General features: G+C 60.8%; 20 protein-coding genes. 3 read left to right on the top strand and 17 right to left on the bottom strand.

Annotated features, from left to right (window positions below):
* Window positions 1-76: 76 nt before the first annotated feature.
* The 3 genes from FKM97_RS01745 to FKM97_RS01755 are packed head-to-tail and all read right to left on the bottom strand — an operon-like array spanning window position 77 to window position 4626.
* A complete protein-coding gene (locus tag FKM97_RS01745; protein WP_143957413.1) occupies window positions 77-1780 on the bottom strand; it encodes an acyl-CoA synthetase in 1704 nt (567 codons plus the stop codon).
* Complete coding sequence (locus tag FKM97_RS01750; RefSeq protein ID WP_143957414.1) at window positions 1711-2724, bottom strand: TRAP transporter substrate-binding protein; 1014 nt, start codon at window positions 2722-2724, stop codon at window positions 1711-1713. The genes FKM97_RS01745 and FKM97_RS01750 overlap by 70 nt, the downstream gene beginning before the upstream one ends.
* 33 nt (window positions 2725-2757) lie before the next feature.
* Window positions 2758-4626, bottom strand: coding sequence for a TRAP transporter large permease (locus FKM97_RS01755; protein ID WP_143957415.1), 1869 nt, complete (start codon window positions 4624-4626; stop codon window positions 2758-2760).
* A gap of 315 nt (window positions 4627-4941) precedes the next feature.
* Here FKM97_RS01755 and FKM97_RS01760 point away from each other — a divergent pair, with 315 nt between their 5' ends.
* Entirely contained in the window at window positions 4942-6063 is a 1122-nt protein-coding gene (locus FKM97_RS01760) for a PLP-dependent cysteine synthase family protein (RefSeq protein WP_281290054.1), read from the top strand.
* Between the two features lie 27 nt (window positions 6064-6090).
* On the opposite strand, the gene FKM97_RS01765 is transcribed toward FKM97_RS01760, so the two are convergent.
* From FKM97_RS01765 to FKM97_RS01805, 9 genes are all read right to left on the bottom strand, one after another.
* Complete coding sequence (locus tag FKM97_RS01765; protein WP_143957416.1) at window positions 6091-6489, bottom strand: VOC family protein; 399 nt, start codon at window positions 6487-6489, stop codon at window positions 6091-6093.
* 63 nt (window positions 6490-6552) lie between these two features.
* Complete coding sequence (locus tag FKM97_RS01770) at window positions 6553-7431, bottom strand: SMP-30/gluconolactonase/LRE family protein (RefSeq protein ID WP_143957417.1); 879 nt, start codon at window positions 7429-7431, stop codon at window positions 6553-6555.
* An 18-nt stretch (window positions 7432-7449) separates the two neighbouring features.
* The gene (locus FKM97_RS01775; RefSeq protein WP_170240692.1) at window positions 7450-8322 is read right to left on the bottom strand and encodes an SMP-30/gluconolactonase/LRE family protein; all 873 of its coding nucleotides are present in this window, start codon (window positions 8320-8322) and stop codon (window positions 7450-7452) included.
* Between the two features lie 12 nt (window positions 8323-8334).
* Complete coding sequence (gene kce, locus FKM97_RS01780) at window positions 8335-9267, bottom strand: 3,5-dioxohexanoate:acetyl-CoA acetone transferase (RefSeq protein ID WP_143957418.1); 933 nt, start codon at window positions 9265-9267, stop codon at window positions 8335-8337.
* A gap of 16 nt (window positions 9268-9283) precedes the next feature.
* Window positions 9284-10231 (bottom strand): 3-hydroxyacyl-CoA dehydrogenase, encoded by a 948-nt coding sequence (locus FKM97_RS01785; RefSeq protein ID WP_143957419.1) that lies wholly within the window; start codon window positions 10229-10231, stop codon window positions 9284-9286.
* Between the two features lie 10 nt (window positions 10232-10241).
* Window positions 10242-11030: an SDR family oxidoreductase gene (locus FKM97_RS01790; RefSeq protein ID WP_143957420.1), complete on the bottom strand. Its 789-nt coding sequence runs from the start codon at window positions 11028-11030 to the stop codon at window positions 10242-10244.
* Window positions 11031-11050: 20 nt separating this feature from the next.
* Window positions 11051-13129: an ABC transporter permease gene (locus FKM97_RS01795; protein WP_143957421.1), complete on the bottom strand. Its 2079-nt coding sequence runs from the start codon at window positions 13127-13129 to the stop codon at window positions 11051-11053.
* Complete coding sequence (locus FKM97_RS01800) at window positions 13126-14661, bottom strand: sugar ABC transporter ATP-binding protein (protein WP_143957422.1); 1536 nt, start codon at window positions 14659-14661, stop codon at window positions 13126-13128. The genes FKM97_RS01795 and FKM97_RS01800 overlap by 4 nt, the downstream gene beginning before the upstream one ends.
* A 70-nt stretch (window positions 14662-14731) precedes the next feature.
* A complete protein-coding gene (locus FKM97_RS01805; RefSeq protein ID WP_143957423.1) occupies window positions 14732-15862 on the bottom strand; it encodes a sugar ABC transporter substrate-binding protein in 1131 nt (376 codons plus the stop codon).
* 124 nt (window positions 15863-15986) lie between these two features.
* Between FKM97_RS01805 and FKM97_RS01810 the strand changes: the two genes are divergently transcribed.
* The gene (locus FKM97_RS01810; RefSeq protein ID WP_246104894.1) at window positions 15987-16673 is read left to right on the top strand and encodes a GntR family transcriptional regulator; all 687 of its coding nucleotides are present in this window, start codon (window positions 15987-15989) and stop codon (window positions 16671-16673) included.
* Here FKM97_RS01810 and FKM97_RS01815 read toward each other — a convergent pair.
* The 5 genes from FKM97_RS01815 to apaG all read right to left on the bottom strand — a co-directional run bounded on the left by FKM97_RS01815 (window position 16670) and on the right by apaG (window position 20944).
* Window positions 16670-18310: a copper resistance CopC/CopD family protein gene (locus FKM97_RS01815; protein WP_143957424.1), complete on the bottom strand. Its 1641-nt coding sequence runs from the start codon at window positions 18308-18310 to the stop codon at window positions 16670-16672. The two genes, FKM97_RS01810 and FKM97_RS01815, sit on opposite strands and share 4 nt — an antisense overlap.
* The gene (locus FKM97_RS01820) at window positions 18310-18861 is read right to left on the bottom strand and encodes a YcnI family copper-binding membrane protein (RefSeq protein WP_143957425.1); all 552 of its coding nucleotides are present in this window, start codon (window positions 18859-18861) and stop codon (window positions 18310-18312) included. The genes FKM97_RS01815 and FKM97_RS01820 overlap by 1 nt, the downstream gene beginning before the upstream one ends.
* Before the next feature lie 44 nt (window positions 18862-18905).
* A complete protein-coding gene (locus FKM97_RS27140) occupies window positions 18906-19295 on the bottom strand; it encodes a DUF2946 family protein (protein ID WP_428977877.1) in 390 nt (129 codons plus the stop codon).
* An 87-nt stretch (window positions 19296-19382) separates the two neighbouring features.
* Window positions 19383-20555 (bottom strand): acetylornithine deacetylase, encoded by a 1173-nt coding sequence (gene argE, locus FKM97_RS01825; protein WP_281290055.1) that lies wholly within the window; start codon window positions 20553-20555, stop codon window positions 19383-19385.
* Complete coding sequence (gene apaG, locus FKM97_RS01830) at window positions 20552-20944, bottom strand: Co2+/Mg2+ efflux protein ApaG (protein WP_143957426.1); 393 nt, start codon at window positions 20942-20944, stop codon at window positions 20552-20554. The genes argE and apaG overlap by 4 nt, the downstream gene beginning before the upstream one ends.
* Before the next feature lie 183 nt (window positions 20945-21127).
* On the opposite strand from apaG, the gene FKM97_RS01835 reads away from it, so the two are divergent.
* Complete coding sequence (locus FKM97_RS01835; RefSeq protein ID WP_143957855.1) at window positions 21128-22210, top strand: 2'-deoxycytidine 5'-triphosphate deaminase; 1083 nt, start codon at window positions 21128-21130, stop codon at window positions 22208-22210.
* Window positions 22211-22238 lie beyond the last annotated feature (28 nt).

A 22238-nucleotide genomic window follows, 5' to 3' on the forward strand; every position in this document is an offset into this window, starting at 1 on the left:
TCGGCGCAACAGGCCATCGAATGCACACGTTCTGCGGCCGAAGGTCCTGGATGTTGAATGGTGCGCATGGTCTCGATCAACGAGCGACGCCCTCGAGGTCGCCCCGCTTCAAGATTTCCTCCCGGATCAGCTTCTTTGACATCTTGCCATAGGCCGACTTCGGAATCGCATCCCACCAGAGAAACCGCTTCGGCATCTTGTATCGGGACAGCTTGCCATCGAGCCATATCTCCAACTCGATGGTGCTGGCGTCGACACCTGCCCTGGCGACGCAGACGGCCACTCCGATCTCGCCCCAGAGAGGATCAGGCACCCCGAGGACCGCCGCCTCGCTTACATCCGGATGCGTCAGGATCTTCTCCTCGATCTCGCGCGGATAGATATTCGAGCCGCCCGAGATGTACATGTCGGAAATTCGACCCGTGATGTAGACGAAGCCTTCCTCATCCATGTGGCCGAGATCGCCCGTGCGGAACCAGCCGTTGCGGAAGGCTTTGGCGTTGGCATCCGGATCATTGTGATAGCCTGCGAAAACCCCAGGCCCGATGACGCAGATTTCCCCCGTCTCACCAGCTGCGCAAGAATTCCCCTGGTCATCCTGGATCTCGACTTGCATCCCCGTGCGCTCGAAGCCGCAGGTTCCGATCCGAGCCGCTTCATCTACAGAGGTATGAAGGTCCGGCGGCAAAACGGTGATGATTCCCGTGACTTCACCAAGACCGTAATACTGCACGAGAACGGGTCCCAAAATGTCGAGGGCCCGCTTCTGGTCCGACCTGTACATGGGAGCGCCGGCATAGATGACGTGACGCAGCGAGGAATGATCGAATTGCTGAACGCTCTCGTCTTCGATGAGCAATTTGAGGATGGTGGGCACAGTGAACGCATTGGTGACGCGCCACCTCTCGACCAGCGCCCAGAAAGCGGCTGCGTCGAGCTTGTCGGTGGGGAGAAGGATCGTCTTGACGCCCCGAGCCACCTGGACGAGCTGGTGGACGCCTGCGCCGTGAGACAGGGGGGCCACAACGATCGAGGCATCTTTTGCGGTGGTCCCGGGCATGAGATCGGACAGTTGATTGGTGACGACAAACGCCATCTGCCCATGGGTCAGAACCGCGGCCTTGGGTCGTCCTGTCGTGCCGGAGGTGAAGAAGAACCAGCAGGGATCGTCACGATTCACCGGAACGCTGCTAAAACGCCGCCCCATGAAACGGTCGACGATATCATCGTAATCTTCCCCAAAGCCGGACTCACCGATCGACAGAACGAAACGCAGCTCGGCAGCGGATTCGAGACTCTTCCTTGCATGCTCTGGAAATGCGGCCCCACAGATCATGCCCCGCGCGCCGCTGGCCTGCGCGAGATAGGCCACGTCTTCGGGCGATTGTCGAAAATTTGCCGGCACCCACACCGCACCAACGCGGAGGCAGGCGAACAGGGACTCGAACATCTGATTGCAGTTTGCTGACTGGATCAGGATCCGGTCGCCCTTGACGATACCGAATTCGGTCGTCAGCGCGACCGCCATGGCCTCGACGCGCGACTCCATCTCATGCCAAGTCCATGCCCGATCGCGCCAGACAAACCCGATATCATCGCGATGACGACGTGCCGTCTGGGTGAGAAGATGAGCCAGGTTCATGACCCGTGTCGAACTGGGCATCATGGCATCACTCACCTCTCGCCTCCCCGATGATATGCTGGCCAGCTTCAGCTCAGGCTGGTCCCAACCGCTTTCTCTAGAATGGCCCACGCATCGTCGCCATACTTCCCTTTCCATTCGGCGTAGAAGCCGGCATCCTTGAGCTTCTGGCGGAAGGAGTCGGGGTCCGTCTCGTTGATCTTCATCCCCTTCGCCGTCAATTGCTCCTTCAGCGTGGCATTCAGCTTTTCAACATCCGCACGTTCCTTCACCCCTGCTTCGTTGATGTTGCGGGCAACGATCTCGCGGACATCTTCCGGCATCCTCTCCCAGGCACGCTTGTTCGCCAAGAACCAGAAGCCATCCCACATGTGGTTGGTGATGGAGCAGTATTGCTGCACCTCGTAGAGCTTCGCCGTTGAGATGATGGCGAGCGGGTTCTCTTGGCCATCGACGATCTTCGTCTGCAACGCTGAATAGACTTCTGCAAAGTTGATGCTGGCTGGGGCGGACTGGAAGGCCTTGAACATGGAAGTCCATAAGGGGCTGACGGGCACCCGGATCTTGAAGTTTTTGAGATCGGCGGCCGTATTGATCGGGCCGATGGAGCTGGTGATCTGCCGGAAGCCGTTGTCCCAGATTTTATCCATGACGACGAGGTTCGACTTCTCGATCTCGCCGCGGACGTACTTCCCGAGCTCTCCATCCATCGCCGGCCAGACCGTCGCGTAGCTGGGAAACGCAAAGCCGATCCCGCTGATCGAGGCCTTCGGGACCAGTGTCGACAGAATGAGGGGAGACAGCGTGAAGAACTCCACGCCACCTGAACGCACCTGGCTCAGCATATCTGTATCTGCACCCAACTGATTGCTGGGGAAGATCTGTATCGCCACGCGTCCGTTCGTCTCCTCACGGATTTTGTCGACGGCCTCCTGCGCCCGAACGTTCATTGGATGGGTGATGGGCAGGTTATTGGCATATTTGTAGTTGAACTCGGCGGTCTGGGCACCCGCGTGGCGAAGGGTGCCGACGAGGGCCACCGATGCCGTGCCCGCCAGCATTGTACGACGTGTAATGGTCATGAGTTTTCCTCCGATATGCGTTCAGTTTCTTGTTCAGAGATAGGCCGTGGAGAGTGCAGGAATGGCGGCGATGAGCAAGAGCCCGACCAGCAGCGCTCCGAGATAGGGCCAGATCGCGCCCATGGCCACATCCGGTGAAACGTTGCCGATCTTGCAGGCGATGTAGAAGCCGATCCCGATGGGCGGCGCCATGAGTCCGATATTCATCGCCGTGACCACGACCATGGAATAATGGACGTCGTTGATTCCGAGATTGGCCGCAATTGGGAACATGATGGGTGCCATGAGCACGATCGCCGGCAGCCCCTCCAGGACGCAGCCGAGCAACATGAAAACGGCGATCGACACCAGCATGAATGTGAACCAGCCGCCGGGCAGCCCGACCATGGAGGTGGCAAGCTGATGGGCAAAGCCCGTCTGGGTCAGCGCCCATGCCATTGCCGACGCCGTTCCCAGGATGAGCAGGATGGCTCCTGATAGGGCGGCGGTATCCACAAGCATCGAATAGAATTTCTTCCAGGTGATACCGCCATACAGAACGATGCCGATGATCAAGGCATAGACGACCGCGATGGTCGAGACCTCGGTGGCAGTCGCGACCCCGCCGCCAACGGCTCCGCGGATGAGGAAGGGCAGCACCAAGGCTGGAACGGCGATGAGGAGCGTATTGCGAACGACGGACAGCGGTGCACGCTTGACCCCTTCCATCCGCTCACCCGATGCCTTCCATCGCGCGAGGATCGCGAGGACAAGCAGCAGCACCATCGCGATGATGAACCCGCTGGTGAACAGCGCCGCAATGGAGACGCCGGCCACGGAACCCAACACGATCAGGACGATGGAGGGTGGGACCGTGTCTGCCATTGCCGCCCCGGTGGCGAGCAAGGCGATCATTTCCTTCGGCTCGTGCCCCCGACGCTTCATCTCCGGGAACAAGGCGGGAGCGACGGTCGCCATGTCCGAAACCTTGGAGCCCGATATGCCGGAGACGAGGAAGAGTGACCCAAGCAGGACATAGGACATCCCTGCTTTGACGTGCCCGAGCAGCGATGCGAGGAAATCGACGATCGCCTTTCCCATGCCGGTGGCATCCAGGATGCAACCCAGCAAGACGAAGATCGGCACGGACAGGAGAATGAGGCTGGACATGCCTTCATCCATGCGGCCAACAAGGACGATCACCGGGACATACGTCGTCAGCACGATGAAGGCCAGGGTCCCCATGCCGAAGCAAAAGGCGATGGGAACGCCGAGCAGAAGGCATACCCCGACGAGACCCACGAGAAAGATCAGGATATTGTAATAGCCGAGCGTCAGCAGCACCGGCGACAGCAACCAGCCGAGGCCCGCAAACGCCGCGATGACTGCGAGCCCCCCAACGAAATTGAGCAATGTCGACTCGCGCACCGCATGGATGATGGCGATGACAAACATCAATGTGAGACCGAAGACGATGGCAGCGGCGCGATAGCTCATCGGAATGTTCAGTGCAGCAGAGGTGACGAACCATTCCTCCTGTACATATTCGATGGCGGGCAGGATGAGCGCCAGAATGACGGCCGCGATGATCTGCAAAGCAAGGGTGCTGACGAATCCCCGCGCCCTCTCAGGGATGAGATTGACGAAAATCGTGAGCCTCAGGTGCTCATTTCGATCGATGGCGATGGCGGAGCCGAGCATGGCGAGCCAAAGAAAGGATATCGACGACGCTTCGTCGATCCATACGATGGGGAGCGAAAGCACGTAGCGCGAGAAGACCCCGAGAAGCAGGAGACCGATGACGAGGACCAGCAGCAGGGAAGCCAGAACTTCGATCGGCCACATGAACCGTGATCCGGGGCGGCCATGGAGGGTCTCGGCCGGCGAGATGACGACCACAGTCTCGTTGCCGGCAGACGCCATGAACCCCCCTTGTTCTTTATCGCCAGTATCTCGGCCCATCTTCAGGATACCGGTCCGGCGTTGTCTTCGCGGTTATCTTCGCTGGGCGCCCCCAGCCGTTCGCATCAAACTAACCTGTTCGCCACAAATTCTCTGATTTTATACGGCTTTTCGCCACCCCTTCGCGACATAGCTGGAGTTCTGCAAGCAGAGAAATGGATATCTCCCTCGACATCAGGGGCAGCGCATTGCAGATCATGGTATGAGAGGAGCCGCCGAAACATTGCGGTCCGGAATGAGTTGAGGCAGCTTTCATTGGCTGGCGGTGAGACGATCATGAACATCCATCCTTTGCTGCCCTGCGAGACCAGACCTACGGACGAGGCGCGCGCGTGGCGCAATGAGGCGATGCGCCAGATCGAAGCCGACTTCAACCGTTCCGCCGATACCCATCTGGTCAGAGTCGAACTGCCGAGAGCTCCTGGAATCACGCTCTACCTCAAGGATGAGTCCAGTCATCCCACCGGCAGCCTCAAACACCGCCTCGCGCGGTCTTTGTTTCTCTACGCTCTTTGCAATGGCTGGATTGGACCTCACACCACGATTATCGAAGCCTCGAGCGGATCGACGGCTGTGTCGGAAGCCTATTTTGCCAAGCTCTTGGGTCTGCGCTTCATCGCCGTCATGCCCAGAACCACGTCGGCGGAGAAGATTGCCGCCATCGCGTTTCAGGGGGGCAAGAGCCACCTGGTCGATGACCCCAAGACCATTTACGCAGAGGCGGCCCGGCTCGCCCACGAAACCGGCGGACTTTTTATTGATCAGTTCACCTTTGCCGAACGGGCGACCGACTGGCGTGGCAACAACAACATTGCAGAATCGATCTTTCTCCAGATGGAACGCGAACCGCAGCCCATACCGGAGTGGATCGTCTGCGGCGCCGGGACGGGCGGGACCTCCGCGACCCTGGGGCGCTACATCCGATATCGCCAATATGCCACCCAGCTTTGCGTGGCCGACCCCCTGGGCTCCGTCTTTCACCGCCACTATGGCGATCGCAGCGTCCGCGAGGTGGAAGCCTGCGGGTCGGTGATTGAGGGCATAGGGCGGCCGCGCGTGGAACCGTCCTTCATCCCCACCGTCGTCGACAGGATGATTGCCGTGACGGATGCCGCGAGCATCGCGGGCAAGCGCATCATCAGCGAAATACTCGGCCGTCGTTGTGGCGGCTCGACCGGCACCAACATCTGGGCCTGCGCCGTCCTCATCTCCGAGATGCTGGCAAGCGGACAAAGCGGATCGATCGTTACTCTGCTCTGTGATTCCGGCGAACGCTACGGCACGACCCTCTATGACGACGTCTGGCTTGACGACCGCAAGATCGACATTGTCGGACCGCTCGCGCAGCTCAGAGAATTCTTCGAGAGAGGCGTCCCGGTCCTCGAGCAATCGGTTTGACCACCACCACGTAACGGGTCTGTCCGATCACTTCCCATATCTGGGGAAAGCACAGGCCAGCTTATTGCCATCCGGATCGCGGACATAGGCGACGTAGAAGTTCGGTCCGTAAGCCTCGCGTAGGCCCGGCTCACCCTCGCAGCTGCCGCCGTTCTGCAATGCCGCCGCATGAAAGGACTTCACCTCCTCAGCGCTCTTGGCCCCGAAGGAGATCATCGTCCCATTGCCAGCGGTCGCCGGTTGACCATCAAACGGTCTGCAGACGTTGAAACTCACACCGTCCTCATAGCTCGGACCCCATGTCGCCCAGCCGCCCGAAGGCTCGCCTTTGCGTCCGTGTCCAATCGCACCGAGAACCGCGTCGTAGAACGCCACGGACCGTGCGAGATCATTGCTGCCTACGCTGAGATAGAGAACTGGTGACATGGAGACTTCCTGGCTTCCAAAAAGATCAGACATTATAAGCGGCCGTCGAGATTTGCGAAGAGGCTAGGCTCCGAATCGAGGCTCCGGCACACCTTTGATTCCGAGATCATAGATCGCGAAAAGACTCCCCCGCAGCACGCCGTCTCCCGGGAATCGCGGCAGTGGCGGCTTTGCCATGGAGGTGATGAAAAGGATGTCGAGGTTCGGACCGCCGAACATGCAGCTCGTCACCTTTTTAACTGGCATCTCGATGATCCGCTCGACGGTCCCATCCGGCCGGTAGCGGACGATCTTCCCGTCATACACCTGCGCGTTCCACAAGCAACCTTCGGCATCGACGGTAGAACCGTCCGCCGCACCGCCTGTCGACGTGTCGAGTTTGGCGAAGGTCCGACGATTGGATACCGCTCCGGTCGCGAGGTCATAGTCATAGGACCAGATCTCGCCCGACCAGGAATCTGCGAAGTAGAAGATCGATCCATCCGGGCTCCAGCATGGGCCATTTGAGCAGATGATGTCCGTATCCAAGGTGTGGACCGAGAAATCCGGGTCCAGCCTGTAGAGGGCCCCATTGGGGCCTTCCTCCATCGTGTCCATGGATCCCGCGACGAAGCGCCCCCGTTTGTCGACCTTTCCGTCATTGATGCGATTCTTCTCTTTCCCGGGCTCCGGATCGACGATCAGGTCCACGTCACCGCTCCTGAAATCGAGCAGATGAAATCCGGTCGCGAGCGATAGTACCGCACCCTGGCCATCCTTGCGCAAAGCCATTGAGCCGATCTTGGCCGGAACGTCCCAGGCACGAACCTCGCTTCCCTCTACGGTGGAGCGAAAGACACGGCCATCGAAACTGTCGATCCAATAAAGACGCTGCTGTTCAACGTCCCAAAGCGGCCCCTCGCCCAGGGTCGTCTTGACGTCGACGAGAACTTCGATACGCATTGCTTCCTCCGCTTTATGTCAGCCGCCGAAGCGAGGTTCCGGGAGCCCACGCACCCCAAGACCATGAACCGCAAACAAACAGCCTGCCTCGCGTTCCCGGTGATATTCATTGCTCATGGGCCGCGCCATAGAGGTGACGTAAGCGATGTCCAGATCGGCACCTCCGAAGATGACGCTGGTCGTCGATTGAACGGGCAAACCTACGATCCGGTCCACAACCCCATGCGGATCGAAGCGAATGAGACGGCCGGAATAGACTTCCACGCTCCACACGTACCCCTCCTCGTCGACCGTTGCCCCATCGGGGAGGCCGCGAAGCTTATCGAAATTCGTGAATTGGCGGCGGGAGCGGACAGTGCCGGTCTCCATGTCATAGTCGTACGCGTAGATCGCGCGTGTACCTGTATCAGCGAAATAAAGCGTCCGCCCATCCGGACTCCAGCAAGGACCGTTGGAGCAGATGATCCCGGTGTCGAGAAGATGCAGCGACAGGTCGGTGTCCAGACTGAAAAGTTTTCCGACGGGATCCCTCTCCTCGAAATCCATGGATCCAGCGATGAAGCGGCCTCGCGCATCGACTTTGCCGTCATTCAGGCGCGGCCGTAACTCACCGGGCTGTGTTTCATTGATGCGCGTGACCTCGCCGCTGTCGAAGTCCAGAAAGTTGAATCCGCTGCGCAAGGCGAGAACTGCTCCACCCTGTCGCCTCAGCGCCATGGAACCGATGGGTTCGGGAACCGGCCATTTGCGCCGGTCCCCGCCACTCGCATCCATGCTGTAGATCGCCGGGGCATAGCTGTCGATCCAGTAGAGACGCTGCTCCTCAACATCCCATAAGGGCCCCTCGCCGAGACTGTCTCGCTGATCGCCGATCTGCTCGATCCGCAGCATGGTGCTTGATCCTCAGAAGTTGACCTGATCGCCACCCTTGAGGCTGAGGATCTCCCGGGCTTCGTCAGGCGTCGCCACTTGCTTGCCCAGACCTTCGATGATCTTTCGCGCCAGGGTGACCTGCTCCGCGTTTGACTTCGCCAAGATGCCCTTACCCGCCCAAAGGCTGTCTTCGAGCCCGACGCGGATGTTGCCGCCCATGGCTGCGGACATGGAAGCGATCCGAAGCTGAGCTGCGCCGGCACCAAGGACCGACCACCGATAATTATTGCCGAACAGGCGGTCGGCAGTCCGCTTCATGTGCATGACGTCTTCCGGATGCGTGCCGATGCCGCCGAGCAAACCGAAGACCGACTGCACGAAGAATGGCGCCTTCACCAGGCCACGATCCGCGAAATGGGCCAAATTGTAGAGATGGGCGATGTCGTAGCATTCGAACTCGAAGCGGGTGCCATTGTCGTAGCAAGTCTCCAGGATGTACTCGATGTCCTTGAAACTGTTCCGGAACACGAGATCACGTGTGGCCTCGAGATGCTGCTTCTCCCAATCGAACTTCCATTCCTTGTACTTGTCGACGAGATGATACAGACCGAAATTGATTGACCCCATGTTCAGCGAGGCAACCTCCGGCTTGAAGTGCGCGGCGGGCCGAACCCGCTCCTCGACCTTCATGTAGGGGCTGCCTCCAGTCGTGATGTTGATGGCCGCATTCGTGTTCTGCTTGATCCGCGGAAGAAACCGGGCGAAGGCCTCGGGCGTCTGGTCCGGTTTGCCAGTTTCGGGGTCTCGCGCATGCAGATGCAGCACCGCGGCACCGGCTTCCGCCGCGGCGATCGCCTCGGCAGCGATCTGATCCGGGGTGATCGGCAGATAGGGCGACATGGTTGGCGTGTGAATCGCGCCTGTGATGGCGCAGGTGATGACGACTTTACCTTCGACTGACATGGAGCTTCGCCCTTTCTTATTCGCCAATGCTCTGGGCCGCGCGCCGCTTGTGAGCGACCAGAGCCATGAGGTTTCGATCGCGCCAGACCTGGCGCTTCTGGAGATCCTCGGCTGCCAACAGCTGACGCCGATCCTTCTCGATGACATCGAGGACCGGACCCGTCCAGTCTGCTCGCCGCTGCATCTGCCCGAATAGGTTTGAATAAAGCGCGTTGTAGCGTTCGACATAGTCCCGCACGCCCGCTGGCGCATTAAGGTCGATGGTCTCGAAAGGACCGATGAATGCCCAACGAAGGGCAAGTCCCTCACGGATTCCGATGTCGACATCTTCGACCGATGCATAGCCGTCGGCCACGAGCCGAAATGCTTCTTCGAGCAGGGCTCCCTGCAGCCGGTTCATGACGAACCCATCCAGCTCCTGCTTCATGACGATGGGGGCTTGCCCGGCCGAGACCATCAGGGCCCGGGCACGCTCCACGGTTTCCGCACTGGTCCATGGCGCAGGGACGATCTCGGCAGCAGGCACCAGATAGGGCGGGTTGATGGGATGCACGACGAGACAGCGATGACGGCCCGGCAGGCTCTCGGTGAAGCGCGAGGGAAGCAAAGCCGAAGTCGAGCTCGCGAGAACGGCCGCCGGTGGTGCAAGGCGGTCCAGCTCGGCAAAGACGGCCTGCTTCACCTCCAGTTTCTCGGGCGTGTTCTCCTGCACATGATCCGCCTCGGCGAGCGCCGCAGCGAGATCAGTCTCCGCACGCAACCTCGACAGGACGTCATCGGCCGTTCGCCCGTTCAACAGGTCGTTCTCGATCAGATCCGGCAGGACAGTCGCGATATAGTCGATGGCTGCGAGAGGAGCCTCCGGAGCGGCATCCCACAACACAACATCATGGCCCCCGCGTGCGAAGGTGATGGCCCAGGCGCGCCCGATGAACCCGCTGCCGATGATAGTGACTTTCGCCATGAAATCCGCCTCACAATGTCTCGACGTTGCCGTCCACGCCGAGCGACTGCCCCGAGATGTTGCTCCCGGCATCGGACAGCAGGAAGGCCACCATGGCGGCGACGTCATGGACGGATACCATCCGGCGCAGGGATACCTTCTCGAGGTACTTCTGCTCCATCTCCTCGTAGGAGAGCTTGAGTTGCTCCGCACGAGCGCGAATGACGCCCGTCATGCGCGGTCCCTCGACGATGCCGGGCAGGATCGCATTGACGCGGATGTTGTCCGGCCCAAGCTCCTTCGCGAGGCTCTGCGTGAAGCCGATGACACCGAACTTGGCCGCGGAATAGGGAGAGCGGAAGGCATATCCATGCCGGCCGGCGGCCGACGACATGTTCACGATGGAGCCGCCTTGGGCCGCCATGAGCATGGGAACGGCCAATCGTGCGCAGAGAAACTGGCCGACCAGACCGACCTCGATGCAGCGGCGCCAGTCGGCCGGATCGAGCTCGTCGACCCGCCCCGTCGGACCGGCAATGCCGGCATTGTTGATCAAGGCATCGAGCCCACCCAGTTTCTTCTGGATCGCATCGAACATCCGCTCCACGTCATCGTCGCTGGAGACATCTGCCTTGATGTGACCGGCAGACGGGAATTCCTTCGCAAAGGACGCGAGCGCTTCCTCGGAGACGTCGCAGACGAACAGCCGAGCTCCATGCTTCGCGAGGCGCTGCGCGATGGCGAGCCCGATGCCGCCGGCCCCCGCCGTGATGAGCACCCGTTGCCCTTCAATTCCTCGAGCCAAGTCAGCTTCAGCCATGAACTATTCCTCTCATATCGTCAGACCCGCCGTTCTCTCAGCGCGATCACGGCGCCGAGGACCACCACACCATAGAGGATCGCACGCGTTGCATAGGGCAGGTTGCTGCCCGCCAGTAAGGTTTGCAGAGCGGTCAACAACAAGACACCACCGAGCATACCCAGATAATGACCGCGACCGCCGGTGATCAGGGCTCCTCCCACCACGACGACGGCAATCGAGGGCAGCAAGTACTCATCGCCCATTCCGAGGCTTGCCTGCCCCGAGAAGCCGGTGAGCATAATGCCGACGATGGCTGCGCAGACCGCGGAAAGGACATAAACCCCAATCAAAGTCCTGCCCACGGCGATGCCAGAGAGCTGAGCGACGCGCAGTCCGTTCCCGATGCCATAGACACGACGCCCGAACGGCGTTCGCGACAGCAGCGTAACCGCGAAGACGGCGAAGACGGCGACGAAAATGACCACCGGCGTCACCAGACCTCCAAGACGCGCCGTCATGAACCAGCGCAGCAGCGGCGATGAGAAGCCGGCCGGTGTCCCCCCGGAATAGAGCAGAGCGAGACCCTGCAAGATACCGTTCGTAGCAAGTGTCATGACGATGGGCGACAGTCCCAGAACCACGATCCCGATGCCGTTGACGAGACCGATCATGACGGCGACGATTAAGACGATCGGCAGAGCGTAGACGAGGGCCTGATCCGAGCCCTGAACGAGGCCGGCAAGCAGGATCCCACAAAAGCCTATGGTCCAGGGCACCGAAAGATCGAGCCCGCCCGTCAGGATCACGGTCCCCTGCCCCAAGGCGAGGATTGCCAGGAAGCTTGAGAGGACGATGAGCGAGTTCCAATACCCCCAGTGGAGGATGGTCCGCCCCAACCAGACCTCCGTCACGATGATGACGAGCATCAGGCAGACATAGGCGGGCAGCGCATAGCGGAGGGTCTCCGCATGCCGTGACCAGAAGCTCGCAGAAACCACCTCGCCTTTGCGGAAAGAAGCGCCCTTCAAGCTGAGCCGCTGGTCGCTCCCACCGATCTGTCGCGGCAAGGTTCCCGCCCGCCAGGCCGAGAATCGCAAGCTCGCGTTCCGGATCTGCCGCGCCAGGATCGAGTGACGACTGAGCGAAGCAGCAAGGACGGCCAGGATCAGGATCAACCCCTCGGCAATGGTGGAATAATAGGCCGAGACGTTCAGGACGAGCAGGATGTTGACGACGATCATCAGGATGTATGCGCCGAAGATCGATCCAACCGGACCTCCGCGCCCGCCGCCGAGGCGCGTGCCACCGACGACGACGGCAGCAAACACCTGCAGCAGCAGGGCGTTGCCCACCAGAGGGTCGCCCGACCCGGTCTGCGCACTGATGAACACGCCCGCCAGACCGTAGAACCCGCCGGCGATCACATAGGTGAAGAAGCGCACCAGGTCGACGCGCACTCCCGCAGAGCGCGCAGCCTCAGGGTCGCTGCCGATGGCATAGATCGCAGTTCCAAACCGCGTGCTTTTGAGCCAGAGCCAAAACAGGATGACGACGCCGAGAAGCACCAAAGGCATCGGCAGCCAGTTGGGGATCGCGTCGCCCATGTAGAATGTGCCGAGGGAAGGCGAGACGAAGCCACCAGGCTTGTCGAGAACGAGCAGCGTGATCCCCTGCAGGATGAACATGGTCGACAGCGTGACCACGATCGGCTGCAGCCGGAGAAATGCGACGAAGAAGCCGTTGAATGCGCCAGTCGCCATACCCACGGAGATGCCGACGAGAGTCCACAGCGCAACCGAAGCCTCCATGTCGGCCATGTCCATGCTCGAGGCGAGCACGGCGTTGACAAGCGATACGACGGCCCCGGCGGAAAGGTCGAACCCTCCGGTGAGGATCACGAGGGTCCCGCCAACCGCCGCGAGCGCCAGAGTCGTCCCGCCGCTTGCCAGGAAACTGACGTCGAAATAGGTCAGCGGCCCTGCATTGATCCCGTCGACCAGCAGAAACAGCACGATGAAGACGACGATGGCTGTGATCAGCCCGCGATGCCGCTGGAGCCACTGGCCCACGGGTAGCCTGCGATGAGCGGGGATGTCGGTGCTGGTCGTCACGCTCATGCCGCGAGACCGTCCAACGCGCTGCCGCCGAGGGCGGCCGTCATGATCGCCTGTTCAGTCGCGGCTTCTGCGTCAAGTTCGGCCGCCACCCGGCCCCCATAGAGCACCATGACTCTGTCGCAGAGATGCACGAGCTCTGGGATTTCCGTGGAATGGAACAGCACCGATCCTCCCGCCTCGGCGAAGTTCCGCATGAGCATATAAAGCTCGTGCTTCGTTCCGACGTCGATGCCTCTGGTGGGATCGAACAACAGCAGGATGCGGGATTCCGCCAGAAGCCATTTGGCGATCGCGATCTTCTGCTGGTTCCCTCCCGAGAATGACTTCACCGACGTCCAGAGAGCCCGCTTATTGACCTCCACCCGGTCGAACACCTCTTCCACGGCAGAAGTTTCCTCCCGATCGCGGATCAGCCCCATGCGGCTGAAGCGGCCGATGACCGGTAGCGAGACATTGTGCTTGCCACTCAGCTTGAGGAAAAGAGCCTCGGTCTTGCGGTCCTCCGGAACGAGCCCGATCCCGATATTGGAGCGCATCGCATCGGCGGGCGATGCGATGGTGACTGGCCGCCCATCGACCTTGATCTGCCCTCGATGGAGGTCGGCCATGCCGAAGCAGGCGAGGAAAAGATCCAGCTGCCCCATGCCCTGCAGCCCGGCAACACCCAGAATTTCGCCGCGGCGAAGGCTGAAGTCCACATCCCGCAACTTTTCGCCGACGGAGAGTTGCTGTGCGCTGAGCACCTCGGGGGCAGGGTCTGGCCTCTTTGGCGGCCGCTTTGGAAAAGCCTGGGACAGCGATCGTCCAACGATCATCTCGATGACCTGGGCTTCGCTCAGAGCGCCGACATCATCGGTTGTGATGTGTTTGCCATTGCGCAGGATCGTGAGCCGATCACAAAAGGCACGCACCTCTCTCATCCTGTGAGAGATGAAGACGATGGTGACGCCCTTTCCCTTCAACGTCGCGATGATCTCACCGAGCCAGTCGACATCCCGACCAGCGAGCGTTGAAGTTGGCTCGTCCAGGAGCAGAATCTTGGGTTGGCGCGATACAGCGCGAGCGATTTCGATCTTCTGTTGGATCGCCAGATCGAGTTCGCCGACCTCCGCCCAGAGATCGACGTCGATGCCGAGTTCGGTAAAGTGAGCTTCGACCCGCTCGCGTGCGGTCCGCCGCCTGATCATGCCGGTGACCCCTTGCGGCGCGTAAGGCAGCAGCATGTTATCGAGCACGGTAAGGTCCGGCACCAGGGTCATCTCCTGGAAGGCGGTTTGGATCCCGCGGGCATGCGCGATGCGTGGTGAGCGAAGACGCACCCGCTCCCCGGCGACCTCCAGGTGCCCCTCGTCCGGCTCGATCAAACCGGACATCATCTTGACGAGAGTGGACTTGCCCGCGCCATTCTCGCCCAGCAGGGCGTGCGCTGTACCGGGCTTGATGTCGAAGCTCACATCGTCGACGGCAACCGTTGCCCCGAAAACTTTGCGAACGCCGACGACGGATATGGCCGTTGCAGTTGGCGCGGACATGCACAAGTCCTGATAGGGGAGCGGAAACGGGGGCCCAGCCGACAAGCGGCCGTGCCCCAGGCGGGGAGGTTCAGTTCTCGGGTTGGCCGACCAACGCGGCGTTCAGGCCGACTTCCGGAGTTTCCTCGGAAAAGATGGACGCGAACCAGCCAGGATTGGGGACGATGGAAGGCTGGAATGCATTGCATCCGGCCTTCATTTCCGCCCAGGTTCCTTCGTCGCACAGCTTGATTGTCTCGTTGGTGACCAGCGGAAGCGGCAGCACGATGTTCTGGTCGACCTGCTTGCCCTCGAGGACCTGCACCGCGAGCTTGAGGGCGAGAGCACCGGAGTAAGGCGGTGAAGCGTAGGAAATGCGGGGAGCGTTCATGGGCGCGTAAGGAGATGCGGCACCCTCGACCTTGGTGTCGGCAGGCAGCATCTGAACGCGTCCGCCATTCGATCCTTCACCTGCGCACGGCAACAGCTGCTCAGGTGTCTTACCCGCCTCGAGCTGCATGGCGTTGGCCGTGTAGCATCCGACCTGCATCCAGAGTCCGTTGATCGAATCCCATCCTTGGGTTGCCAGGATCTTTGAGAGTTCGGTCCGCGCAACCGCCTGGCTCCACATGCCCACCGCTTCGGCGACGATCTTGATGTCGGGATGCTTGGCGAACACTTCCTTCGCCGCCTTGGTCCGCAGGGTGTCGACAGAGGTGCCGGGCACCCCTGTGATCGCCACGATATTGCCCTTTCCGCCAAGCTTCTCGACAAGCCATTCTGCTGTCTTGCGGCCAGCTTCTTCCTGGTCAATCGAGATGTTGTAGGCGCAAGGCTCGGTAATCTGCGCGTCATAGGCGAAGATCTTCACACCCTTCGCGCAGGCGCTTTTGACCACTTGGTTGAGAGCCGTCGGCGAGATCGGGTAGACGACGATCGCCTTCGCTCCGGCCTGAACCATGGCATTGATCTGTTGGATCTGCCGCTGGGCATTCGGACCTGCGACCTGCACCTGGAGATCGACCTTGTCAGCCATGTCCTTCGACGCGGCCATGGCCTTGACCATATTGGCAGCCTCGGCCTGCCAGTCATTGCCGATATAGCTCATGCTGAGAAAAATCTTGTGCTTCTCGGCAGCTTCGGCGCTGGAGCCTTGCCAGACCAAGCCAAGCGCAACGGCGCCAAAGGCCGTGGCGCGGAGAACCTTGCGTATCAATCCCATGGAGAACCTCCCAAAGATCCATCTTTGTTTTTCGTGATCATAGATCACAGATCAAAGATCGTGCAAGGGGGTGAGACCGCGGTTATAAGATTGACGGGATTACGCAGAGCTTGGGCCGACTTGAATGATGACTGATGAAACGGCGGCAAGGGCAGACTTTCAAATCGTGCCGCTGGCACGGGATACGCTTCAGGAGCGGGTCTATCGGCAGATGTCCGATCTCATCCTGGATGGCGAGATTGCTCCCGGCCAGCTGGTAACGATTCAATCTCTTGCCGACTCGTTCCACGTCAGCACGACCCCGGTGCGGGAGGCGTTGAAGCGCCTTGCTGCGGCTGGCGCGCTGACGTTGGTGACCGGCCGTGCCATGGGTATTCCGCGCCTCAGCGTGGAGCGCCTGGATGACTTGCGGAAAGTCCGGCTGGAAGTCGAGGGCCTGGCCGCAGAATGGGCTGCTCGGTCAATCTGCGGCGCGAGTCTGGCGCAACTCGAAAAGGAGGAAGCGAGGCTCGAAAGTTCAGTGGCGCGCAACGAGGTGCAGACCTATTTGCGAGCCAACCGCGCATTCCATTTCGCAATCTACAAGGCGGCGGGATCTCCGACCTTGTTGAGCATGATCGAAACGCTGTGGCTACAGATCAGCCCCTATTTCAATCTGCTTCATGGGTCAGGCAACTATGTATCCGCCAATGCTCAACATCGAGCGATCCTGAACGCTCTGAAGGCTGGCGACGGCAAAGCGGCACGAGCAGCACTTGGCGCCGACATTGATGGGGCCTACGCCGTCCTCTCCGAACTTGTGCGCCGCTAAGGACTGACCATTATACTGCCCTCCAGAGCCACCAGGTCGAAATCCGAAACCAGAATCTCGACTTGGATTTTCCAGAGCCCGGGGACCGGTATTCGGAGAGCGTCGATCCGCCAGACGCCGTCTCCCTCTGCGACCGCTTGTTGTCGCATCTTCTCGATGCCGATGGACGGATTGGCGAGGACGAGCGCGACCTCCTTGGCCTCCAGGGGCAAGTGCACATGGGTCATGACGCTGATCGTAGCCTGCACCACACCGGCCTGCCCCGGCGTGAGCACGACCACCGCCATTGCTGTATCGCCGTAAAGCTCCGCGGATGCGGCGCGGGCAGACGGCACGGGATGGGCGACTTCGACGGGCTGACTGCGCGGTGGAGCGGTGAAACGCCAGCCGGCGACGAGGCCGAGCACGATCAGGAAGAGGACAGTCTCAAGTGCGATTGTCTTGACCAGCAGCCGGCGTGCATCGTCGTCACCGATGTGAGTGCGATGGGTAAGGCGCCAACGATTGAACCCGGCGATGGCAAAGATCGCCAGGAGGAGAGCGAGCTTGGCCAAGAGCAGCTGGCCATAGGCGGTTTCGACAATGTCCCCGAGCCGCGGGACCTGTATCACGATGAGGGTGACGCCGGAGCACACCAGCACGAGCAGCACATAGGGGATGGCGCGCGAGAACTTTCTCAGCGCCTCTAGCGGGTGCCCTGCCGGCGCTTTGAGGAGAAGCAGCAGCGGGAGCAATGCACCGAGCCAGAACGCAACCGTCACGCCGTGGAGAAAGACGACCAACCGCATCCAAGGCTGCGGTTGCGCGGCACTCGCGTGGCCACTGGCTGCCAATGCAAGGCCAAGCCCGGTCAGTGCAGCCACCGCCAAAAGCTTTTGCAGGCTGCCCTTTGCCGCCAGCCCGATACCCGCGATGCAGAAAGCCGCCGCGGCGATGACCGCTGTGAGCCCATAGCTGCTCGCAAGCCCTGCCTCCCACACCGTCGGCGTAAACAAGCGGGACACAGGCTCAGCAAGAGAATCCAGTCCCTGTAAGCAGACGGATATGGGGACGGCAAAAACTCCAGCCGCCAGGAGACAGGCGATCGTCTTCGTCCCCGCTCTGCGGGTCTGAGCAAACCAGGCTCCAAAAAAAGCACCGCCAATCCCGAAGAACAAAGCGCAGTAGAGGACAAGCTTTGTGCTCCATATCATCATCCCTAATGCAACAGGCGGCGCCGTCATCACGCCGGCGCCAGATCCCGCACTTGGTGATCCGATGGAAAAGACCACCGAGCCGCCCACGGGATGCCCGTCTATTGACGTCACCCGCCAGCTCAGCACATGCGTACCGGAGGAAAGATCAGAGGGCATCCGAGCCCGAAGCAGGTTTCCACTGGCTTGAACATCATCAAGGGTGACGCTGGCACCACGTGAATCGATCAGCTTCAGGACGAGCGGTGAGACTGGCTCACTGAAGCTTAAGGTGAAAAACTCCGGAGCCTGTTCCAGGACGGCGCCGGCCTCCGGATCGGACGTTCTGAGAGCCGCATGAGCCCATCCCTGCACAACCGTCGCAAGCATGACGACGGCAACGCAGAGAACGAGGGAAAGCCTCTCCAACACGGTGCCGCGGATTGTGCTTCCCCCCGCCTTCATCACTTGGCCGGCGTAAGCTTCACGCCGGGAGCAGGATGCTCCAGATCATGGGGGTCCTTGCCGGCCGCGGGGATCTCGATCCACCGTTCCGCCCCATTCTCGCACTCCTGGACGGACGGGAAATAGAGGGTCGTCCCAGCAGGGAGGCCATCGCTGATCCTTCCCCGCAGAACGAACTCATCGTAATGCGAATCTACAAGATTTCCGGTCCAGATGACCTCCGTCACCCCCTCGGCGAGCGGCGTGCCATAATAGTCATAAGTCTTCTGGTATTTCCCTTTCACGGTTTCGAGCGTCCACCCCGCTTTGGGCATGGGCTTCACCGCGATGAAGCCCTCCGGAATTTTCACGCGCAGTTTGAGTGTAGGGGATCCATCGCATCCGTGTGGAACCTGGATGATGGCCTTGTAGGTGGAGTTGAGCGGAGCTTCCTGCACGGCGAGGGAAACGTGAGCTTCTGCTGTGGATGCAACCCAGACGAACGCAACGCAGGCAGAAGCGAGATAAGCGCTAACACGGCGCCAAAAGGGCGCCCGAAAATGACCAGACATGAATAGTCTCCGAAACGAACCAGGAGCGGGTGAACCCGCGGCGATCAGGTAGTTCTCTCGGATCTCGGTGGTGCTCGGCTCTGGTGTCGCTCATAGAGAGAGCTATGTTTTCGGGCGCTGGCGACGGCCCGCGGAGCTGGCAGGACCGTTGAACGGCGGTAAAGCTCTACGCCCGCAGACTCCGGAACGTCGGCGGCTGCAAACATACCGCAACTGGCCGAACAGCAGTCCGGGACGGCGTGATGCTTTGCGCCGGACGACGTTCTATCCGAAAGGCTGGCGATACCGCCGGGGGTGCAGAGACTGTGATGATCTTCCTGCTGGTCCCCTGCCAGGAGAGCTGATGCGTATCCGGAAAAGACGAGCTGGATCACGAGCATGTAGCCCGCGAGAAGCGCGAGCCACGAACTCCGCGATGTCCGCTCCCTGATCACAAGATGCGATCCCCCATCCAAAGATTGCCTAGCACGACCCGAGGAAATCCGTGGCGTCAGAATCGCCCATGCGGCGAGGTGGCGCTCCTAGCGCTTTGAGGCGTAATCCGCCAGATCCAGCATGAATTTGGAGCATTTTTCCATCTGTTGCAGGGTGATGAACTCGTTGGGCTGATGCGCCTGGGCGATGTCTCCAGGTCCGCAGACGATGGCCGACATCGCAGCCTCCTGAAACAGGCCGCCTTCGGTCGCATAGGAAACCGCAAAGGTTTGGTTGGTACCGGAGAGAAACAGGGCGAGCCGCTCTGCCTCCGATCCTGCATCCGGTTTCAGAGCCACGACACCCCCCACTTCGCTGGTGACGATGCCGGCTTCCGGATCGACCGCCCTCATATCGGCCATCAATTCATCGGCGAACGCATCGAACCGGCGGGGTATCTCGTTGGGATCTGCGCTCGGGAGGAGACGCATTTCCCAGAAGAAGTGGCAATGCCGGGGAATGATGTTCTGCGCGCCTCCGCCTTCGATGCGGCCCACCTGCAGGGTGGTGTAGGCCGGCTCGAACCGGCCTGACGGATCTCCGCGGTCTCTGAGTTCGCGCGACAGCCGCGCGAGCTCCGCCACAAGTTCGCCGGCCACCATGACAGCATTCACGGCGAGTTGCGGCATGCTGGAATGCGCTTCACGCCCCGTCACATCCGTGCGGAATCGGCGCGTACCCTTATGGGCATCCACCACTGTCATCATGGTGGGCTCCCCCACGATGACGGCCCGAGGCAGAGGATGACGGGCGGCGATCTCCGCGATCATGGGGCGGACACCGAGGCACCCCACCTCTTCATCGTACGACAGCGCCAAATGGATGGGCTGGCGCAGATCGCGGTCGAGAAAATCCGGGACATGGGCAAGGGCTGCAGCAACGAACCCCTTCATGTCGCAGGAGCCGCGTCCATAGAGCTTGCCCTCCCGCTCGGTCAGCGTGAAGGGATCCGTATGCCAGTCCTGCCCTTCGACGGGAACGACGTCGGTATGGCCGGACAAGGCGATGCCGCCTCGATCTTTTGGCCCGATGGTCGCATAGAGCGAGGCCTTGGTATTGTCCTCATTGGGGATGACAAGACTCTCGACGCCCCAGCCGCTCAGATAATCTTGAACGAAGGCGATGAGTGCGAGATTGCTGAGCCGGCTCGTTGTGTCGAAAGCGACGAGGCGGTCAAGCATCTCGACCGCGGTAAAGCGCTGCGGAGTGAATTCGGTCAATGGAGCCTCTTCTTTTCGTATGGGCTTTCAAGCGCAAAGACGGGGACGTCGACGTTGAACATTTCTCCGCCTACGGTTTCCATCTGATACGCCCCGACCATCATGCCCGACGGCGTCGGCAGCGGAGCGCCGCTGGTATACTCGAAACTTTCTCCGGGCTTGAGCAAGGGCTGTTCGCCTACGACGCCCTCCCCCCGGACTTCCTGGCTGCGGCCTAGGGCATCGGTGATCCGCCAATACCGCGTCCTTAGTCGGACGACCTCCTGACCAAGATTCTCTATGACGATCGTATACGCCCAGACGAAGTAATTCTCCTCCGGCGTCGATTGCTCGTCGAGGAAGGCAGGGGTGACAGTCACCCGGATCGCACGCGTCGTCTGATCGTACATCGCACCCTACGCTGAAAGAAGCCAAGCGGCAGCCACTCTGTCGCCCTGGCCGGCAGCAGGTCAAGAGCCGCGCGGATTATACGGCAAAACCATTGCGCCTTTCGGCGTTTCCGCTACGAAGGAGTCGATTTTACAGGCGCATCCAACAGGAGCGGATGAGTGTCCTCAAGCAGCGCATCGAAGATGACACCTGGGATTCTGCCGGCTCACGCCATACGGGGGATGCTGGAAGACGGCTCCCTGAGCACATCTCATCCTCTCGATGCCGATCAGGTGCAGCCGGCGAGCCTCGATCTGAGGCTCGGGGACACAGCCTATCGCGTGCGAGCGAGCTTTCTTCCCGGGACCCAGGCGACGGTTGCCGAGCGATTGGAAGATCTGGCCCTGCATCGCATGCCCCTCGACAACAGCGCGGTGCTCGAGACCGGCTGCGTGTACATCGTGCCCTTGCTGGAGCGGCTTGCCCTGCCCACCGGCATCCATGCACTGGCCAATCCGAAGAGTTCCACGGGACGCATCGACGTCTTCACCCGGGTGATCGCAGATCATGCGCGCGAGTTCGACAAGATCGCTCCAGATTACACGGGCCCTCTCTATGCCGAGATCTCGCCGCGCACCTTCCCGATTCTGGTGCGCACCGGCTCGCGGCTGGCTCAGATGAGGTTCCGGCGCGGCCCCGCCACATTTTCAGATGCAGAGACCGCAAGCCTCAATGAACGCGAACATCTGGTCTCATCGCGCCACATCGATATCGACAACGGCGTAGCGCTGTCCGTCGACCTGGCGGGGAGTGGCGATGGAGGTCCCGCGGGCTACCGCGCCAAGCGCCACTCCGCCCTGATCGACGTAGACCAGAAAGCCTCCCTCGACGTGCTCGACTACTGGGAGCCCATTGCCCGTTGCACGAGCCTGATCCTCGACCCGAACGAGTTCTACATCCTCGCCTCGAAGGAGGCTGTCAGGGTGCCGCCCACCCATGCCGCCGAGATGGTCCCGTTCAACCCTTTGGTGGGGGAATTCCGCGTCCACTATGCAGGCTTTTTCGACCCCGGCTTCGGCCACTCCTCAGGCTCTGGCGAGGGCAGTCGTGCTGTCCTCGAGGTTCGCAGCCACGAGGTCCCCTTCATTCTCGAGGATGGCCAGACCGTTGGCCGACTGATCTACGAAACCCTGACGGAGCCCCCCGAGCACGTCTATGGTTCCGGCATTGGCTCTCACTATCAAAAACAGGGTCTGAAGCTCTCGAAGCATTTCCGCCTGCCCTGAGCCTCATCAGCAGATGCTTTCACTTTGA

The sequence above is a fragment of the Rhodoligotrophos appendicifer genome (assembly GCF_007474605.1).
Taxonomy (GTDB): Bacteria; Pseudomonadota; Alphaproteobacteria; order Rhizobiales; family Im1; genus Rhodoligotrophos; species Rhodoligotrophos appendicifer.

Bases quoted from the DNA above. Each gene is read 5' to 3' on its own strand.
- FKM97_RS01745 (WP_143957413.1), bottom strand. From the start codon at position 1,780: ATGGAAAGGGAAGTATGGCGACGATGCGTGGGCCATTCTAGAGAAAGC.
- FKM97_RS01750 (WP_143957414.1), bottom strand. From the start codon at position 2,724: ATGACCATTACACGTCGTACAATGCTGGCGGGCACGGCATCGGTGGCC.
- FKM97_RS01755 (WP_143957415.1), bottom strand. From the start codon at position 4,626: ATGGCGTCTGCCGGCAACGAGACTGTGGTCGTCATCTCGCCGGCCGAG.
- FKM97_RS01760 (WP_281290054.1), top strand. From the start codon at position 4,942: ATGAACATCCATCCTTTGCTGCCCTGCGAGACCAGACCTACGGACGAG.
- FKM97_RS01765 (WP_143957416.1), bottom strand. From the start codon at position 6,489: ATGTCACCAGTTCTCTATCTCAGCGTAGGCAGCAATGATCTCGCACGG.
- FKM97_RS01770 (WP_143957417.1), bottom strand. From the start codon at position 7,431: ATGCGTATCGAAGTTCTCGTCGACGTCAAGACGACCCTGGGCGAGGGG.
- FKM97_RS01775 (WP_170240692.1), bottom strand. From the start codon at position 8,322: ATGCTGCGGATCGAGCAGATCGGCGATCAGCGAGACAGTCTCGGCGAG.
- kce (WP_143957418.1), bottom strand. From the start codon at position 9,267: ATGTCAGTCGAAGGTAAAGTCGTCATCACCTGCGCCATCACAGGCGCG.
- FKM97_RS01785 (WP_143957419.1), bottom strand. From the start codon at position 10,231: ATGGCGAAAGTCACTATCATCGGCAGCGGGTTCATCGGGCGCGCCTGG.
- FKM97_RS01790 (WP_143957420.1), bottom strand. From the start codon at position 11,030: ATGGCTGAAGCTGACTTGGCTCGAGGAATTGAAGGGCAACGGGTGCTC.
- FKM97_RS01795 (WP_143957421.1), bottom strand. From the start codon at position 13,129: ATGAGCGTGACGACCAGCACCGACATCCCCGCTCATCGCAGGCTACCC.
- FKM97_RS01800 (WP_143957422.1), bottom strand. From the start codon at position 14,661: ATGTCCGCGCCAACTGCAACGGCCATATCCGTCGTCGGCGTTCGCAAA.
- FKM97_RS01805 (WP_143957423.1), bottom strand. From the start codon at position 15,862: ATGGGATTGATACGCAAGGTTCTCCGCGCCACGGCCTTTGGCGCCGTT.
- FKM97_RS01810 (WP_246104894.1), top strand. From the start codon at position 15,987: ATGATGACTGATGAAACGGCGGCAAGGGCAGACTTTCAAATCGTGCCG.
- FKM97_RS01815 (WP_143957424.1), bottom strand. From the start codon at position 18,310: ATGAAGGCGGGGGGAAGCACAATCCGCGGCACCGTGTTGGAGAGGCTT.
- FKM97_RS01820 (WP_143957425.1), bottom strand. From the start codon at position 18,861: ATGTCTGGTCATTTTCGGGCGCCCTTTTGGCGCCGTGTTAGCGCTTAT.
- apaG (WP_143957426.1), bottom strand. From the start codon at position 20,944: ATGTACGATCAGACGACGCGTGCGATCCGGGTGACTGTCACCCCTGCC.
- FKM97_RS01835 (WP_143957855.1), top strand. From the start codon at position 21,128: ATGACACCTGGGATTCTGCCGGCTCACGCCATACGGGGGATGCTGGAA.